The organism is Ferrovibrio xuzhouensis (assembly GCF_042648965.1).
Lineage (GTDB): Bacteria > Pseudomonadota > Alphaproteobacteria > Ferrovibrionales > Ferrovibrionaceae > Ferrovibrio > Ferrovibrio xuzhouensis.
On record NZ_JBHRYJ010000001.1, the window covers coordinates 92945 to 109570 of the forward strand.

General features: G+C 65.1%; 13 protein-coding genes and 1 tRNA gene. 3 read left to right on the forward strand and 11 right to left on the reverse strand.

Features of this window, described 5'->3' with window-relative positions:
- Positions 1 to 71: 71 nt before the first annotated feature.
- Entirely contained in the window at positions 72 to 1472 is a 1401-nt protein-coding gene (gene pgmG / locus ACFOOQ_RS00420; protein ID WP_379720102.1) for a phosphoglucomutase/phosphomannomutase PgmG, read from the forward strand.
- 20 nt (positions 1473 to 1492) lie between these two features.
- On the opposite strand, the gene ACFOOQ_RS00425 is transcribed toward pgmG, so the two are convergent.
- The 7 genes from ACFOOQ_RS00425 to cyoA are packed head-to-tail and all read right to left on the reverse strand — an operon-like array spanning position 1493 to position 8414.
- Complete coding sequence (locus ACFOOQ_RS00425; RefSeq protein WP_379720105.1) at positions 1493 to 2038, reverse strand: response regulator transcription factor; 546 nt, start codon at positions 2036 to 2038, stop codon at positions 1493 to 1495.
- Positions 2031 to 3467 carry an ATP-binding protein gene (locus ACFOOQ_RS00430; RefSeq protein ID WP_379720108.1) on the reverse strand — a complete coding sequence of 479 codons (1437 nt, stop codon included), beginning with the start codon at positions 3465 to 3467 and terminating at the stop codon, positions 2031 to 2033. Before ACFOOQ_RS00430 ends, ACFOOQ_RS00425 begins: the two co-directional genes overlap by 8 nt.
- On the reverse strand, positions 3439 to 4233 hold the full coding sequence (locus tag ACFOOQ_RS00435; protein WP_379720111.1) for an SURF1 family protein: 795 nt from the start codon (positions 4231 to 4233) through the stop codon (positions 3439 to 3441). Before ACFOOQ_RS00435 ends, ACFOOQ_RS00430 begins: the two co-directional genes overlap by 29 nt.
- A 23-nt stretch (positions 4234 to 4256) precedes the next feature.
- Positions 4257 to 4655, reverse strand: a complete 399-nt coding sequence (gene cyoD, locus ACFOOQ_RS00440) for a cytochrome o ubiquinol oxidase subunit IV (RefSeq protein ID WP_379720114.1) — start codon at positions 4653 to 4655, stop codon at positions 4257 to 4259.
- Entirely contained in the window at positions 4652 to 5287 is a 636-nt protein-coding gene (cyoC, locus tag ACFOOQ_RS00445; protein ID WP_379720117.1) for a cytochrome o ubiquinol oxidase subunit III, read from the reverse strand. The genes cyoD and cyoC overlap by 4 nt, the downstream gene beginning before the upstream one ends.
- 3 nt (positions 5288 to 5290) lie before the next feature.
- Positions 5291 to 7276, reverse strand: coding sequence for a cytochrome o ubiquinol oxidase subunit I (gene cyoB / locus ACFOOQ_RS00450; protein ID WP_379720120.1), 1986 nt, complete (start codon positions 7274 to 7276; stop codon positions 5291 to 5293).
- A 22-nt stretch (positions 7277 to 7298) separates the two neighbouring features.
- Positions 7299 to 8414: a ubiquinol oxidase subunit II gene (cyoA, locus tag ACFOOQ_RS00455; protein WP_379720123.1), complete on the reverse strand. Its 1116-nt coding sequence runs from the start codon at positions 8412 to 8414 to the stop codon at positions 7299 to 7301.
- A 302-nt stretch (positions 8415 to 8716) separates the two neighbouring features.
- On the opposite strand from cyoA, the gene ACFOOQ_RS00460 reads away from it, so the two are divergent.
- The gene (locus tag ACFOOQ_RS00460) at positions 8717 to 9997 is read left to right on the forward strand and encodes an MFS transporter (protein ID WP_379720126.1); all 1281 of its coding nucleotides are present in this window, start codon (positions 8717 to 8719) and stop codon (positions 9995 to 9997) included.
- Between the two features lie 184 nt (positions 9998 to 10181).
- Here ACFOOQ_RS00460 and ACFOOQ_RS00465 read toward each other — a convergent pair.
- A tRNA-Arg gene (locus ACFOOQ_RS00465) sits at positions 10182 to 10258 on the reverse strand.
- Positions 10259 to 10521: 263 nt separating this feature from the next.
- On the opposite strand from ACFOOQ_RS00465, the gene ACFOOQ_RS00470 reads away from it, so the two are divergent.
- A complete protein-coding gene (locus ACFOOQ_RS00470) occupies positions 10522 to 11730 on the forward strand; it encodes a hypothetical protein (protein WP_379720129.1) in 1209 nt (402 codons plus the stop codon).
- An 84-nt stretch (positions 11731 to 11814) separates the two neighbouring features.
- On the opposite strand, the gene ACFOOQ_RS00475 is transcribed toward ACFOOQ_RS00470, so the two are convergent.
- From ACFOOQ_RS00475 to ACFOOQ_RS00485, 3 genes are all read right to left on the reverse strand, one after another.
- Positions 11815 to 13335, reverse strand: a complete 1521-nt coding sequence (locus tag ACFOOQ_RS00475) for an ABC transporter substrate-binding protein (protein WP_379720132.1) — start codon at positions 13333 to 13335, stop codon at positions 11815 to 11817.
- Positions 13332 to 14387, reverse strand: coding sequence for a P1 family peptidase (locus tag ACFOOQ_RS00480; RefSeq protein ID WP_379720135.1), 1056 nt, complete (start codon positions 14385 to 14387; stop codon positions 13332 to 13334). Before ACFOOQ_RS00480 ends, ACFOOQ_RS00475 begins: the two co-directional genes overlap by 4 nt.
- A gap of 106 nt (positions 14388 to 14493) precedes the next feature.
- Positions 14494 to 16620 carry an NAD(P)-binding protein gene (locus ACFOOQ_RS00485; RefSeq protein WP_379720137.1) on the reverse strand — a complete coding sequence of 709 codons (2127 nt, stop codon included), beginning with the start codon at positions 16618 to 16620 and terminating at the stop codon, positions 14494 to 14496.
- Between the last annotated feature and the right edge of the window lie 6 nt (positions 16621 to 16626).

Sequence of the window (16626 nt, forward strand, 5' to 3'; positions counted from 1 at the left end):
TTACCACACACAAGACCGGCGCCTTTCCTCTAAGAGCGAGGCATCGGTTGTGCGGCACAGGAGAAAAGGCCATGTCGAGGCAGAAGTTCGATCACAGCATCCTGCGGGAATACGACATCCGCGGCATCGTTGGTACGACGTTGCGCCCGAACGATGCCCAGAACCTCGGGCGGGCCTTCGGCACCATGGTCCGGCGCCACGGCGGCCAGACGGTTGCAGTCGGCCAGGACGGACGCCTCAGCTCACCCCAGATCGCCAACCGCTTCGCGCGCGGCCTGCGCAGTGCCGGCCTCGATGTGATCCGGATCGGCGTTGGTCCGACGCCGATGCTGTATTTCGCCGAACGTCACCTGAAGGCCGATGCCGGCGCCATGATCACCGGCTCGCACAACCCGCCGGACTACAATGGCTTCAAGCTGGTGCTTGGCGGCAAGACGATCTACGGCAAAGCGATCCAGGAACTGGGCGAAATCATCGACAGCGATGCGATGGAAACCGGCCAGGGCAGGTCGACCCGCCGCTCGGTGCTCGGCGCCTATGTGAAGCGGCTGCTGCAGGACACCGATCTCGCCCGCCCGCTGAACGTCGTCTGGGATCCCGGCAACGGCGCCGCCTGCCCGGTGGTGGAACGCCTCGTGCGGGCGATCCCCGGCCGCCACATCGTACTGAATGGCGAGGTCGATGGCGAATTTCCCGGCCACCACCCGGACCCGACCCTGCCGGAAACCCTTGAACAGTTGCGCCGGGAAGTGCACCGCCAGCATTGCGACCTCGGCATCGCCTTCGATGGCGACGGCGACCGCATCGGCGTGATCGACGACAGCGGCGACATCCTCTGGGGCGACCAACTGATGATGCTGTGGGCCGAGGACGTGCTGCGCGCCCATCCGGGCGCCACCGTCATTGCCGATGTCAAAACCAGCCAGGCGCTGTTCGACACCGTGACGCGATACGGCGGCAAGCCGCTGATGTGGCGTACCGGCCATTCGCTGATCAAGGCCAAGATGCGGGAGACCGGTGCCCTGTTGGCCGGCGAGATGAGCGGGCATATCTTCTTTGCCGATCATTACTACGGCTTCGACGACGCGCTCTATGCGGCACTGCGGCTGCTGAACATCATCGCCCGCAACTCCCGCAGCCTGTCGGAACTGCACGCCCGCCTGCCGGCCATGATCAATACGCCGGAACTGCGCATCGACTGTCCGGAATCGCGGAAGTTCCCGGTCATCGAGGAGATCAAGGCGCGGCTGCGGTCGAACGGCACCGCACTCAACGACATCGACGGCATCCGGGTCAGCACCGACGAGGGCTGGTGGCTGCTGCGCGCCTCCAACACCCAGGACATTCTGGTGGCACGCTGCGAAGCAAACGACGCCGAGGGCCTGGCGCGCCTGAAGGAAACCGTTGCCGGCCAGCTGCTGGCCAGCGGCATCCAGCCCGGGCCGATCCGGACCGCCTTCGGCGAACTCTGAATCCGGCCGGACTGGGCCGGTCAGTCCAGCCGCTTCTTGTCCAACTTGCGCGCCAGGGTACGCCGGTGCATGCCGAGCCGCCGGGCGGTCTCCGAGATGTTGAAGTCCGCTTCGGCGAGCGTCCGGTGGATCAATTCCCATTCCAGCGTCTTGATGTTGCTCGGCCGCTCCACCACGGGCGCCTCGGCATCCCCGTTCCGCTTGTTGAACGCCGCCTCGATATCGTCCGTATTGGACGGCTTGGCGAGATAATGGCAGGCCCCGAGCTTGATCGCCTCCACCGCGGTGCCGATGCTGGCATAACCGGTCAGCACGACAATCAGCATCCCGGGGTCATGTGCATGCAGGGCCTCGACACAGGCCAGACCCGAGGCGCCACCGAGCTTCAGGTCGACCACCGCATGGCTGGGACTGTGCGTCTTCAGGATCTCCTGCATCTGCTCCAGGCTGTCGGCCACCCGAGCCTCATAGCCACGCCGTTCGAAGGAGCGCTTCAGGGTGCGTGCAAAATCCGCGTCGTCCTCGACGATCAGCAGCCGCGGTCCGCCGGACATCTCGTCAGGCATGCTGGCCCTCCGGGATCTTGAGCGCTGCCAGAGGCAAGGTGAGCATCACCACGGCACCGCCCTGCGGCAGGTTGCGCGCCGCAACCGAACCACCCAGCTTGCGGACGACATTCACCACCAGAAACAGGCCAAGCCCGCCACCGGCCCGGCCCTTGCTGGACTGATACGGCTTGCCGATCTGCGACAGCATGGCCGGATCGAAGCCAGGCCCGGCATCATAGACGCGCAGGACCAGCATATCCCGGTCCTGATCGACGGTGAGCCGTACGTTCTGCGGCGATGCCTCGAAGGCATTGTCCAGCACGTTGAAGATGGCCTGCCTGATGACGGCATCGGATGCGACGGGAAGCTCCGCATCGTGAATGCCGTTTTCCAGCGCGAAGCCGGCCGTCGCACGCAAGCCACGCCATTCAAGGACGATCCCCTCGATAAAGGCGTTCAAGGTGGTCGCCTCGGAGGCTTCTCCCCGCGTCTGCCCGGCCGACAGCAGAATGCCGGTCACGATCGCCTTGCAGCGCCGGACCGCCGCCTGCATCTCCTCGAGCTCCTGCGCCATTTCGGTATCGCCGACCACCGCCGGCATGCGCCGCCAGTCACCAAGAATGACCGAGAGCGAGGAGAGCGGCGTGCCCAGTTCATGGGCGGCGCCGGAAGCCAGCAACCCCATCCTGACGATATGATTTTCCTCCGCCGCATGCTGACGCATAGCGGCGACATGCGCGTCGCGCTCCCGCAGGTTCCGGCTCACCCGGGTCACGAAGACGACCAGAAGGACGGCATCGAGCAGGAAGCAGGCCAGCATGCCGGTCAAGTGCAGGGAAAACATGTCGCCGATTGACGGGTCCGGCAGCGCCAGCGGGCGGTGCCAGAAGGTCAGGCCGACCACGCTCAGGCAGGCCAGTACCACAATGATCCAGGTCGACAGGGCATCCAGCAGCACGGCCCCCAGCGTGACCTGCAGCAGGAACAGCGATATGAAGGGATTGACCGCGCCGCCGCTCAGCCAGAGCTGCACGCTCAGCGCCGCCACGTCGAAGACCAGCACCAGCAGCAGGGCCCGCCCGGTCACCGCCCGGCGCAGGCGCAGCCACACGCCGGTTGCGATGTTCAGCGTGATCAAAGCCAGCAACACCAGCGCCATCTGGGCCAGCGGCAGGGCGACACCGAGCCAGGCTTCGACCACCACAATCGTGACGACCTGGCCGACGATGGCGATCGAGCGCAGCTGGATCAGCAGCGCCATGTTCCTGCGGTTGGTGACGTCGGGATCTGGCACAGTATGAATGCCCGCGCCCGACCCGCTGTCATCGGCGAACAGGGTCAGCAGCCGCTGCAGCCGGTCGACCCACGTCTGCCAGCCAGCCCGCACGCGTTCCCGGGCGCCCACGACAGCATATCGGTCAATCGTTCGGCGAGTGTCGTCCGTCATGTCGCCCTTCTTCGCGCCATGCAAAGACTATCGCACAGGACAGCATGAGGGCCAATCCGAACCAGGTGATGGCATAGACCAGATGGTTGTTGGGAAAGGCAATCACGGTCAATCCGCCCCGCGGCCAGTCGCCCGGGCCGGCGGTTCCTGCAGCCGCATCGACAAAATACGGCGCGACATCCGGCAGGCCGCGGGCACCGGCGATGGCGGCCACATCGCGCGAGTACCAGCGGTCCTGCGCAGGATCGTTCTTACGCAGAAACCCGCCCCCGGGCTCGCTGATGCGCAGCAGCCCGGTGACCTGCGTCTCGCCGGTGACCTGTTCGGAGCGACGGCTGTCCGGGTCGCGCCGGTCCGGCGGCACGAAGCCGCGGTTGACCAGCAGGGTGAAGCCCGCATCGACCCGGAACGGGGTGAGCACCCAGTAACCCGAACCAAGCTCGGTCGCGGCCCGGATCAGGGTCTCGCGGTCGTTCAGGAAACGGCCGCTGGCGGTCACCCGCAGATACTCGTCGCGGGCCCGCGTCACCGCCGGCCAGTCGGCCGGGCCGGGCGCAACAACGGGGGCGGCATGGACACGCTGGTCCACCCGGTCGATCAGGCCCAGCTTCCAGGCCCGCCGCTCGACCTGCCAGACACCGAGGGCAGACAGCAGGGCAATGCCAAGAACGGCAAAAACGGTCAGCACGATCAGCCGGCGCGACGGGCGCGACCAGCCTCTGCCCGCCCGCACCATGGCAGCCTGACGGAGCGCGGGCCGGATCACCGGCCGCGTATCCGCCGCAGACGTCACGGCACCCGGCTCATGTCATGCATGGTCGGCATCATGTTGGCGTTGAGGTGGAACATCACCCACAGCGAGCCGGACATCGCGATGCCCACCACGATCAGGGTGAAGATCAGCGCCATCATCGACCAGCCACCCTCCGACCGTGCATCCATATGCAGGAAGAAGATCATGTGGACGACGATCTGCACCACGGCAAACACCATGATGGCAATGGCGGTCGCCTGCTTGCTGTCGAGCACGCCCGACATCACCAGCCAGAACGGAATGGCCGTCAGGACGACCGACAGGCCAAAACCGATCAGGTAGCCGCGCAGGCTGGCATGGGCACCGCCGGTCTCGTGATCGTGGTGACCACCCGCATGGGCCGCGTCGTGGCCTGCCTGTGCATTCGCACTCATCGCAGCATCCCCATCAGGTAGACGAATGTGAAGACGCCGATCCAGATGACGTCGAGAAAATGCCAGAACATGCTGAGGCACATCAGGCGGCGACGGTTCGCCGTGGTCAGACCGTGGCGGCCGACCTGCACCATCAGGGTCACCAGCCAGAGCAGGCCGGTGCTGACATGCAGGCCATGCGTGCCGACCAGGGTGAAGAAGGCCGACAGGAAGGCGCTGCGCCCGGGCCCCGCACCCTCGGCGATCAGGCCGGAAAACTCGTGCAACTCGATGCCGACGAAGCAGAGACCGAAAACGGCGGTGATCGCCAGCCACGCCTGCGTCGGCACGACCCGCCCCTTCTGCATCGCCAGCACGGCAAAGCCGTAGGTGATCGACGACAGCAGCAGCATCGTGGTGTTGACCGCCACCAGTGGCAGCTCGAAGACATCCTTTGGCGACGGGCCGGCGGCGTAGTTCCCGCCGAGGACGGCATAGGTGGCGAACAGGATCGCGAAGATGAGGCAGTCGCTCATCAGGTAGATCCAGAAGCCGAGCATGGTGCTGTGCCCTTCGGCATGCGGATGCTCGTCCGCCACATAAAAAACCGGCGCGTGACCGGCGGCGTGGGTTTCGGTGATGGCTGTGGTCATGGTTCAGCTCCGGGCGGCAAGAAGCTGCGTCCGCCGGTCCTCGGCCCGCACAACTTCATCCGCCGGAATATCGAAATCCCGGTGATAGTTGAAGGTATGGCCGATCGCGGTGACGACCAGGGCCAGGAAGCTGAGCGCCGCCAGCCACCAGATGTACCAGATCATGGCAAAGGCAAACACGACGCTGAGGCCGGCGAGGATCACTCCGGTGCCGGTGCTCTTCGGCATGTGGATGGGCTTGAACCCCGTGAGCGGGCGAACATAGCCGCGCCGTTTCATGTCCCACCAGGAATCCCGGTCGTGGATCACCGGCGTGAAGGCAAAATTGTATTCCGGCGGCGGCGAAGAGGTCGACCACTCGAGGGTGCGGCCCTGCCACGGATCACCGGTGGGATCGCGGAGCTGTTCGCGCTTGCGGATGCTGACGGCGATCTGGATCAGGAAACACAGGATACCGAGCGCGATCAGGAAGGCACCGAAGCAGGCCACCACGAACCAGACCTGCAGCGACGGATCGTCGAAGACCCGCACCCGGCGCGTCACCCCCATCAGGCCCAGCACATAGAGCGGCATGAAGGCGAAGTAGAAACCGATCACCCAGAACCAGAACGACAGCTTGCCCCAGAAGGGATCGAGCTTGAACCCGAAGGCTTTGGGGAACCAGTAGCTGATGCCGGCGAACAGGCCGAACAGCACGCCGCCGATGATCACATTGTGGAAATGGGCGATCAGGAACAGGCTGTTGTGCAACACGAAATCGGCCGGCGGCACCGCCAGCATCACGCCGGTCATGCCGCCGATCACGAAGGTGAGCATGAAGGCGACCGTCCACATCATCGGCAGTTCGAACCGGACGCGGCCCCGGTAGATGGTGAACAGCCAGTTGAACAGTTTGGCGCCGGTCGGGATCGAGATGATCATCGTGGTGATCCCGAAGAAGGAATTGACGCTGGCGCCGGAGCCCATGGTGAAGAAGTGATGCAGCCACACCAGGTAGGACAGCACCGTGATCACCACGGTTGCATAGACCATCGAGGTATAGCCGAACAGCTTCTTGCCCGAGAAGGTGGCGGTGACTTCCGAGAAGACGCCGAACAGCGGCAGGATCAGGATGTAGACCTCCGGGTGACCCCAGATCCAGATCAGGTTCACGTACATCATCGGATTGCCGCCGAAGTCGTTCGTGAAGAAATTCGTGCCGACATAGCGGTCGAGGGTCAGCAGCGCCAGCACCGCCGTCAGCACCGGAAACGAGGCGACGATCAGCACGTTGGTGCACAACGCGGTCCAGGTGAACACAGGCATCTTCATCAGCGTCATGCCCGGGGCGCGCAACTTGATGATCGTGCAGATCAGATTGACGCCAGACAGCAACGTGCCGAGGCCAGCGACCTGCAGGCCCCAGATGTAATAATCCACGCCGACATCGGGACTGTAGGCGGTTTCCGACAGCGGCGGATAGGCGAGCCAGCCAGTGCGGGCGAACTCGCCGATGAACAGCGACATCATGACAATGACGGCGCCGCCCACCGTCATCCAGAAGCTGAAATTATTCAGGAACGGGAAGGAGACGTCGCGGGCACCGATCTGCAGCGGCACGACATAGTTCATCAGTCCGGTGACCAGCGGCATCGCCACGAAGAAGATCATGATGACGCCATGGGCCGTAAAAATCTGGTCGTAGTGATGGGCCGGCAGGTAGCCTTCCGAGCCGTTGAAGGCGATGGCCTGCTGCAGCCGCATCATGATGGCATCGGCGAAACCGCGCAGCAGCATCACGATGCCCAGCACCATGTACATGATGCCGATCTTCTTGTGATCGACGCTGGTGAACCACTCCTTCCACAGGTAGCCCCAGAGCCGGAAATAGGTCAGCGCGCCGAACAGCGCGACACCACCCAGCGCGACCACGGCAAAGGTGCCGACCAGAATCGGCTCGTGCAGCGGCAGTGCATCCAGCGTCAGCCGCCCGAAAATGAACTTGAGCATGGAGGAATCCATTGGAAATGCCTCAGGAATTGGACGGCCGCGCGGCGGGCGACGGTTCGGGCCGGCGCAGGCCGACGGGCGAATAGGACGGCGATGCCGGAGCTGCATCCCGGGCGGGTCGGGACAGCGGGGCCGCGAGCGCCTCGATGCCGGTCTCCTCCGGCGGGATCGCACAGAGGCCGGCAACCGGGCGCGGCCTGGTGCCGAAAACCGTGCTGCCGCGACGGGCATACTTGTCGTATTCCAGCGGCAGCAGGTTGTCGATGCCGGCCAGCCCCAGGCCGCCCCGGGCATCCACCGACATCATCTCGCTCATGCACATCTTGCCCGGCTGCACGCACATGTTGAGGATGGCGTTATAGAGCGATTTGTCGACGGCGCCGAACGTCCGCACCGGCACGTTCTCGCTCGGGCGCTCAAGTTCGAGATAGCGGGCACGACTGAGTGCGTCGCCGGCCGTCCTGATATCACTCACCCATTTGTCGAAACCGGCGTCGTCGACGCCATGGAAGGTGAAGCGCATGCCGGAGAAGCCGGCGCCGCTGTAGTTGGCGGAAAACCCCTTGTAGGCGCCAGGCTGGTTGATCACCGCGTGCAGCTTCGTTTCCATGCCCGGCATCGCATAGACCTGTCCCGCCAGGGCCGGGATATAGAAGGAGTTCATCACCGACGAGGCGGTGATGCGGAAGGTGATCGGCCGGTCCACCGGGGCGGCCATCTCGTTGACGGTGGCAATGCCGTATTGCGGATAGATGAACAGCCATTTCCAGTCGAGCGCGATGGCATCGACCTCCAGCGGCGTGGCGCTGCCGGGCACCGGACGGCCGGCGGCGATGCGGTCGAGCGGGCGATAGGGATCGAGCAGATGGGTGCCCATCCAGGTCAGCGCGCCGAGGCAGATGATGATCAGCAGCGGGGCGCCCCAGATCACCAGTTCAAGCTGCATCGAATGATCCCAGTCGGGTTCATACCGCGCAGACTTGTTACTGTGCCGGTAGCGCCAGGCGAAGAACACCGTCAGCGCCATCACCGGCACGATGATCAGCAGCATCAGCCCGGTGGCCTGCAGCAACAGGTCGCGCTGCTGGGCTGCAACATCCCCCGCAGGGTCGAGGACGACGGCTTTGCAGCCGCCCACGGACAGGACCAGAGAGGTTAAGGTTATGATGCGAAAGAGGCGCAAGGGGAAATCCGCCGGGTCATGGAAACAGACGGAGGCGTAAATAGCGGTTTTTCCGCGCCAGGAGGATGAGGCAAGTTGCCCTTGGACAATTTGTCCATGAGGCAATATGTCCACGGACAATTTTCCATCTCCTCTTGGCGCCGGTCCGGGAGAGAATATGATGGGTCAGCCGGGCGGCAAGCCCCTCCGATGCACGAAAGATATTCGGTTACTCCATGAACACTGCCACATCAGCATCGTCGAGCCTTGAGCGGGACATGCCGCCCGCCGACGCGCATCATCACGGCAGCGTGGGGCCGGCCGAGACAGCCATCGGTGTGATCATCGGCCGCACCTCGGAGTTTTTTGACTTCTTCGTCTATGCCATTGCGTCGGTTCTGGTTTTCCCGAAGCTGGTGTTCCCCTATGCGGACCCGCTGACCGGAACGCTGTATTCCTTCGCCATCTTTGCGCTCGCGTTCGTCGCCCGGCCGGTCGGCACCGTCGTGTTCATGACGATCGATCGCGCCTATGGCCGCGGCGCCAAGCTGACCGTCGCTCTTTTCCTGCTCGGCGCCTCGACCGTCGCCGTAGCCTTCCTGCCCGGGTTCGAGACGATCGGGGCTGCCTCCGCCCTGCTGCTCGCTCTGTTCCGCATCGGTCAGGGCCTGGCGATGGGCGGGGTGTGGGACGGCCTTGCCTCGCTGCTGTCGCTGAATGCGCCAGCTGGGCGGCGCGGCTGGTTTGCTATGATCCCGCAGCTCGGCGCGCCGCTCGGCCTCGTCGTGGCCAGCGGCCTGTTCGCCTATTTCATTGCCAACCTGTCCCCTGACGACTTCTTCAGCTGGGGCTGGCGCTATCCGTTCTTCGTCGCCTTTGCCATCAATGTCGTGGCCCTCTTCGCCCGGCTGCGGATCGTGATGACCGTCGAATACGGCAAGCAGTTCGAGAACCGCGATCTCGAGCCAACACCGATCATCGAAACCCTGCGCATGGAAGGCCGCAACATCATTGCCGGCGCCTTTGCGCCGCTGGCCAGCTTCGCGCTGTTTCACATGGTGACGGTCTTCCCGCTGTCGTGGATTTTCCTGTTCACCAGCCAGCCGCCGGCGCGCTTCCTGACCATCGAGCTGATCGGCGCCGCCGTCGGCGTCGCGGCGATGCTGGCGTCGGGGCTGATCGCCGACCGCATCGGCCGCCGCCAGCTGCTCGCCGGCACGGCCGCTGCCATCGCCGCATTCAGCGGCTTCGCCCCGCAGCTGCTGGACGGTGGCGATGTCGGCGAGACACTGTTCATGGTGCTGGGCTTCATCCTGCTCGGACTGTCGTTCGGACAGGCCTCGGGGGCTGTCGCCTCGAACTTCTCGCGCACCTACCGCTATACGGCCTCGGCGCTGACCTCCGACCTGGCCTGGCTGTTCGGCGCCGGCTTCGCGCCGCTCGCCGCCCTGCTGCTGGCCAGTCATTTCGGCCTGATCGCGTCGGGGGCCTACCTGCTCTCGGGTTCGGTCTGCACGCTGGTAGCGCTCGCCCTCAGCCGGTCCGGGGCATCCCACTGACGCTCCGGCCGGGCTGAAAGGCCGGGCCACACCGGACCTTTTTCTGAAATCTTACGCCCCTGCTGCGACAAGGGCCGAGTCGCGGGACTCCGGATCACCGGTACAGATGGGCGGGGCTGTCAGGGGGCGAAGTCCCCAACCGGGCATCCGGTAAACAGGCCGATGCCCTGCAGTATGGGGAAAATGGTGCGCTCGAAGAGATTCGAACTCCTGACCCCCAGATTCGTAGTCTGGTGCTCTATCCAGCTGAGCTACGAGCGCACGTGCCGCGAAACCGCGACGGGGGCGGAACCTACTCAATTCGACGGGGGCACGCAAGGGTCATATCGCCGCCGGCCTGAATTGGCACAACCCTCGGATTCTACAGGAAGATGGTGCTTGCGGGGCCGCCATGGCACCCCTAGAATGCCAGCGGTTGCGGCAGGTCTGTGCTGACGGGGGGAAATCCTGTCTGGCGTGCTTGCTGTGACCGGGGGGCCCACAGGCCACAACGCACTTGATTTTATCAACCGAGATGGCGCGGCATGGCACATCCTGTTCGTAACCCGGCGCAACGACGCGGGGCTCTGTTTTCGACGCGGGCCCTGGGCTCAGCGGGGGCGGTCAGTCTGATTCTGCTGCTGTCCGGCTGCTCCTATGTCTCCGACGAGCTCTGGCCTTCGCTGGCCGGTGAAGATCCGAGCGGCACGAACAGCCCGGCCACGGTCCGGCAGCAGATTCCGCCCTCGCAGGCCGAGGCCAATCCGCAGCCGACGCTGAGCCCGCCGACCATGGGCACGACCAATTTCGTCGTTCCCGGCGTCACGCCCGGCCAGCCGACCGGCACCTATGTCGGCCAGAAGATCCAGCAGATGCGCGGTGAGCTGAGCCAGTTGCAGTCCGCGATCACCCAGCGGAACCAGCAGCTGCAGTCGATCCGCGCCAATGCAACCAAGAACTCGCAGGATTACCACGGCCTTGTCGCCGCGGTGAGCACCCGGCTGCAGATGGGCACCACGCCCGGCAACCCGATCCTGGTCAGCCAGTGGAATTCGGCCCAGGTCGATCTCGACAAGATGTCGGCCGATGTCGCCCAGCTGAGCGGCCTTGGCAACCAGGTCGCCTCCGATTCGGCGATGTCGACCTACCTGCTGCAGACCATCAAGTCGACCTATGGCCTGTCGGGCGCCATCGACGAGGACCACCGCCAGCTTGCGGTGCTCGAGGACGAGACCTCGAAGACCGTGGTGCTGATCGACCGCCTGCTCGGCGAGCTGAGCCAGGATGTCGCCCGCCAGTCGAACTATATCGGCAGCGAGCGGGCCAACCTGACCGCGCTGGCCACCGGCGTGAAACAGGGCGAGATGCTCGGCCCGGCGCTCGGCACCCGCGCCAATTACTATGCCGGCAACCAGCAGTATGCCGCCGCGGCCGCCGGCCCGACGGCCACCGATGGCCGCACCCCGCTGGTGGTGATCCGCTTCGACCGCGCGGACGTGCCCTATCAGCAGGCGCTGTACAACGCCGTGTCGCAGGCGCTGGCCCGCAAGCCGAATGCCATGTTCGACGTGGTGGCCGTGGCCGCCGGCGGCAGCCAGGCCCAGACTGCCAGCAACCAGAACCAGGCCCGCCGCAATGCCGACCGGGTGCTGCGCTCGCTGGCCGACATGGGCCTGCCCGCCAGCCGGGTCAACGTCACCGCCGGCAGCAATGCCCAGCTGGCGACCAACGAGGTCCACGTCTTCGTGCGCTGACCGCCACGACAGACCTGATATCACAAAGGCCCGCCGGAGCGATCCGGCGGCCCTTTTCCGTATCCGCCCCTGCGCGGCCCCGGGCTACTGCTGCCAGGATACCGCCGAGAGGTCGTTGACGAAGATCGGCGCATTGGTCCAGAAGCCGGTCAGGCCGGCCTTGTAGACGCCGATGCGCGGCAGGTTGTAGAGGAAGCCGACCACGGCATCGTCGGCCAGCAGGCGCTGCAGGTCCTGCAGCGCCTTGATGCGTTCGTCCTTGTCGAGCGTCGAGCCTGCCTTGGCGATCAGCGCCTGCGCGGCCGGGCTGTCATACTGCCAGTAATAATTCGGGTCGGCGAACTTCACATAGTCGTTCGGCTCGACATGGCTGATGATGGTCAGGTCGTAGTTCTTGTTCTTGAACACGCCGTCCAGCCATTGCGCCCATTCCATATTCTCGATCTTCGCCGTGATGCCGACCGCGGCGAGCTCGCTGGCGATCAGCTCGCCGGCGCGGCGGGCATAGGCCGGCGGCGGCAGCTTGAGGGTGAGCACGAGGTTGCTCACCCCCGCCTCCTGCAGCAGTTCCCTGGCCTTGGCCGGGTCATGCGGATAGCGGCCGGTCATGTCGACATAAGCCGGATCATGCGGCGGAATCCAGCTGCCGATCGGGATGCCATAGCCCGAATTGACGCCGTCGATGATCGCCTTGCGGTCGATGGCATAGGAAATCGCCCGCCGCACCCGGACATCGTCGAGCGGCTTGCGCTTGTTGTTGATGGTCAGGATCGTCTCGCCCTCGGTGGAACCGATGGTGACCCTGAACCGCTTGTCCTGCTCGAACTGGGCAACATTCTCGCCGGTAATGCCGATCGGGATCGCATCGAGATCGCCGGCCAGCATGGCGGTGACCATGGCGCCGGCATCGGAGATAAAGCGGAACTTCGCCGTCCGGATATGGATCGCCGACGGGTTACGATAGCTCTTGCTGGCAACCAGGGTGACCGAATCGCCCTTCACCCAGTCCTGCAGCACATAGGGCCCGGTGCCGACCGGTTTGGTGGCATTGGTCGCCGCCGATTCCGGCGCGGTAATCACCGCCGTGTTTTCGCCCAGGCTGAACAGCAGCTGCGGATCGGCGGACTTCAGCATGATGACGACGGTATCAGCGTCCGGCGTCTCGATACTTGCCATATTGGCGAAGACCGCCTTGCGCTTGTTGGTGCTTTTCTCGCCGCCATAGGTCTCGAAGGCGTATTTCACGTCAGCCGAATCGAATGTCGTGCCGTCACTGAACGTCACGCCCTTCAGCAGCTTGAAGGTGAAGGTCTTCATGTCGGGCGACACGGTCCAGCTTTGCGCCAGCAGCGGCGCCACCTCGCCGTTCTCGCGGATTTTGGTCAGACCCTCGAAGATGTTGAGATGGGTGATCTCGCCGATCGCCGCGGCCGGCGCGATGGTCGGGTCGAGCCCCGGCGGCTCCAGCGCCATGCCGATGACGACGCTGTCGCGCACTGCCGGCTGCGGCGCCCCGGCCTGCTCGCCCACCTGACGCGTGGTAAACCACAAACCGCCCGCCACCACGAGTGTGGCGACGACCAGCGCTGCTAGCCACTTGTTCATCGGTCTGTTCCCTCGTTCAGTTGTTCCCGGGCCGATTTCAGATGCCCGAGTGTATCCGCCGACCATACGCCGCGCGCCACGGCGCGTGCCACGCAATCCGCGGCAATGCTGCCGATCCGGGCGATCAGCCACGGCCTGGCGGCATCCCCGCCGGCCGGCCCCTGCCAGTCCGCCGTCGCTATGGCGAACAGCGTATCCCCATCGAATGGGGTGTGGACCGGGCGGATGGCCCGGGCGAGGCCATCGTGGGCCATGCCGGCCACATGACGCAATGCCGTCTTGTCCAGCACCGCATTGGTCGCCACCACGCCGATGCAGGTATGGCCGCCAAGATGCGGGGTGGCGGTCTGTGGCGGAGCGATGCGCGATTCGGCGGCGATGCCGAGATCGATGTTGCCCGCCCCGGCCGCCGGCGCAATGGCGCCGAATTCACCGGCCTGCTCGTAGGGCGCCGCCCAGAAGCCGCGGTTGCCCGGCGTCAGCACACTGCCGACGGCATTCACCGCCACCAGAGCCGCCACGATCAGGCCGTCATCCTCGACCCACGACGCACTGCCGAGCCCGCCCTTGAGCCGGCCCGCCGCAGCGCCGTAGCCGGCCCCGGTATTGCCGAGCGGAAACGATGCCGGACCGGCCGCCGCACAAGCCGCCCAGCCAAGCTTGCGATAGGGTGGCTCCGCCCCCCAGGCCTTGTCGCCGCCATTGTTGAGATCGAACAGGATCGCCGCCGGCACGATCGGCACGCGATGCCCGCCGACCGCGTAACCGCGGCCCTGCGCCGCCAGCCAGTGCATGGCACCCGACGCGGCATCCAGCCCGAAGGCCGAACCGCCCGACAGGCAGACGGCATCCACCGCCGGCATCGTGGCCTCGGGCCGCAGCAGATCGGTCTCGCGGGTGCCGGAACCGCCGCCACGCACATCGACCGAACAGGCGGCGCGATGCGTCGGCAGGATGACAGTGACGCCGCTGCGCAGCCGCGCATCATCGGCATGGCCGACATTCAGCCCGGCAATATCGGTGATCAGGTTGTGCGGCCCGGGTTTGCCCATCGTTCTGTCCTGTTCGGCCTGCCGCCGCCGGCAGAGAACACGCCGACGGCAGCCGAAGCCTAACCAAGGATACGGCGAGGGACCAGTGGTTCAGCGCCTGGGCACTTCAGAGGCTGACCGGCCCCTGCCCCGGCGGATAGCCGTAGACCTGGTCGAGCGGCATGGCGGTGGGGTCGACCGCATGCACGGCGAGCTTGCCGCCCATGCAGGCGCCCTCGAAACTGCCGACATTAAGTCCGGTATAGATCCAGTCGCCGGCCAGCACGAGATTGCTGAACCCCGAATTCCAGGCCTTCAGGCGGTATTGCGTGCTGCCCGGCGGCGAAGTGGTATAGCGCTCGGTGGGATCGATGTTGGGTTTCCAGAACTGCTGGTCGAGCCGTGCCACACCCAGGGTGGCCGCGTCGTCTTCCAGGCAGACCAGTTCGGAGAAATCGAAACCGATCGGATCGCCGGGCGGATGGACGACGTTGCTCACCGCCTTGGGCAGCAGGGCGCCCATGCAGGCCTGCAGATACTGCTGGGCCTGGTATTTCACGCGATCATATTCGCGGGCCGGATAGTCATGGTCACTGAACGGCGGCTGCGGGCCGTACTGCGGCGTCGCGCCGGAAAAATACAGCAGCGACTGCGGCATGTTCGCCGCCGGCCAGGTCTCCATCGGGATCAGGTCGGAAAAATCGGCGACGCCGTCGATCGGATTGACGAAGGTGGCGCCGATCAGGCGGTCATAATTCTTGAAGTCGAACGGTAGTCCCATCTGCTTCAGGCTGCGCTTCATCCAGACCTGCAGCGTCTGGGTCTGCACGGTCTTGATCGCGCCGACCATCTGGGGCCATTTCGGATTGGCCGCCATCAGCCCGGGCGCCAGATACGGCAGCGCGCCGATGGCAATGCCGCAGATCAGCGTGTCGAAATCGCGGCCGGCCTTGAGGCGCTTCTCGCCGACCGGCTGCCAGGATGTCCAGTAGGATTCGAGATCGACGTCGGCGGCCTGCAGGCGGTCGCCCTCGGCCAGCTGTTCGTAACGCGGGCGATCCGGCCAGACCGGCAGGGTCTTGCCGCCGAATTTCGCCAGCGGCAGATCGATCAGCGGATCATAGCCGGCAGTCGCATCCTTCGGCGTCGCCTGGACGTCGATCACCACCTCGTCGACGGCATCACCGGCGGCATTGGCAGTGATCTCGCGCACCTTGTGGAACAGCTCGAATTTCACACCGAGCCGCTTGAGCACGAGGTAGAGCGGCGCCACCACGGTATCGCCGGTGCCGGCGGCAAACAGCCAGCCGAATGACCCGAGATAGGCAAATTCGCGCAGGGTCCAGTGCAGATAGGCGCCGGCCGCCATCTGCGGCGAGCGGGTCGTGTCGCCATCCGGATACTGGTAGGACAGATTCGGCGTGTTCATGCTGAGCGGCGACGAGATGGTCAGCATCGAGCCGCCATGACGGGCGAACCAGTCGGAGAAATTCTCGCCGTCGAGCTGGTCGAAGCCCTTGTTGATCACGTCATCCTTGATGATGCCACGCAGCATGGTCAGGAAATAATCGAGCGTGACATAGAGATGCCGCAGCGCATCGCTGTTCTCGACCAGCTTTTCGACCTGTCTCTTGAACCAGTTCCAGAAGTCCTCGATGGCGGTCAGCAGCGGGCCGCCCTCGCCGCGCGCGATGGCTGCCGCATGGCTGGTCATGGAGTGGACCATGCCGCGCGCGATGCTGCCATCGAAACCGACGGTGGCAAACGACGGTGCGTGATGCTCGAACAGCCGCCCCATGAAACCGATCACCGCCTCGATCCAGTGCCGCAGGGTCGGCAGCGACTGCGGCTCCCACGGCTTGAGGTCGTTGCGCGGCATGGTGAGTTTCCAGTTCACCCAGCGGTAATCGCGGAACTCCCAGCAGAGGATGGAATCGATCGGATAGAAGGCATCCTCGAAAGTCGCCAGCGGCTCGCCGGGCTGCCGGCCCAGCTGGTCATAGGCGGAGGACATCATCGACAGCGTGTTGTAGTACGACCCGAGAAAACCGTGGATGCCGTGCTCTTCGATGCGGTTGCCGAATTCGGGATTGCGTCCCGTCGCGCATTTGCCACCGAGACGCCAGCCGATCGAATAGACCGTGATCTCGTACATCTCGGCCGCACCTGGCCGGCTGGCGAGATAGAAGGCACTGGTCAGTGCACCGACGCCACCGCCCAGGATGGCGATCTTCCGCTTCTTCTGTTCCGACATGCTTCC

Coding starts and splice junctions, on each gene's coding strand:
- cyoC (WP_379720117.1), bottom strand. CDS start 5,287: ATGACCACAGCCATCACCGAAACCCACGCCGCCGGTCACGCGCCGGTT.
- ACFOOQ_RS00475 (WP_379720132.1), bottom strand. CDS start 13,335: ATGAACAAGTGGCTAGCAGCGCTGGTCGTCGCCACACTCGTGGTGGCG.
- cyoD (WP_379720114.1), bottom strand. CDS start 4,655: ATGAGTGCGAATGCACAGGCAGGCCACGACGCGGCCCATGCGGGTGGT.
- ACFOOQ_RS00470 (WP_379720129.1), top strand. CDS start 10,522: ATGGCACATCCTGTTCGTAACCCGGCGCAACGACGCGGGGCTCTGTTT.
- ACFOOQ_RS00430 (WP_379720108.1), bottom strand. CDS start 3,467: ATGACGGACGACACTCGCCGAACGATTGACCGATATGCTGTCGTGGGC.
- ACFOOQ_RS00480 (WP_379720135.1), bottom strand. CDS start 14,387: ATGGGCAAACCCGGGCCGCACAACCTGATCACCGATATTGCCGGGCTG.
- ACFOOQ_RS00425 (WP_379720105.1), bottom strand. CDS start 2,038: ATGCCTGACGAGATGTCCGGCGGACCGCGGCTGCTGATCGTCGAGGAC.
- ACFOOQ_RS00460 (WP_379720126.1), top strand. CDS start 8,717: ATGCCGCCCGCCGACGCGCATCATCACGGCAGCGTGGGGCCGGCCGAG.
- ACFOOQ_RS00485 (WP_379720137.1), bottom strand. CDS start 16,620: ATGTCGGAACAGAAGAAGCGGAAGATCGCCATCCTGGGCGGTGGCGTC.
- cyoB (WP_379720120.1), bottom strand. CDS start 7,276: ATGCTCAAGTTCATTTTCGGGCGGCTGACGCTGGATGCACTGCCGCTG.
- pgmG (WP_379720102.1), top strand. CDS start 72: ATGTCGAGGCAGAAGTTCGATCACAGCATCCTGCGGGAATACGACATC.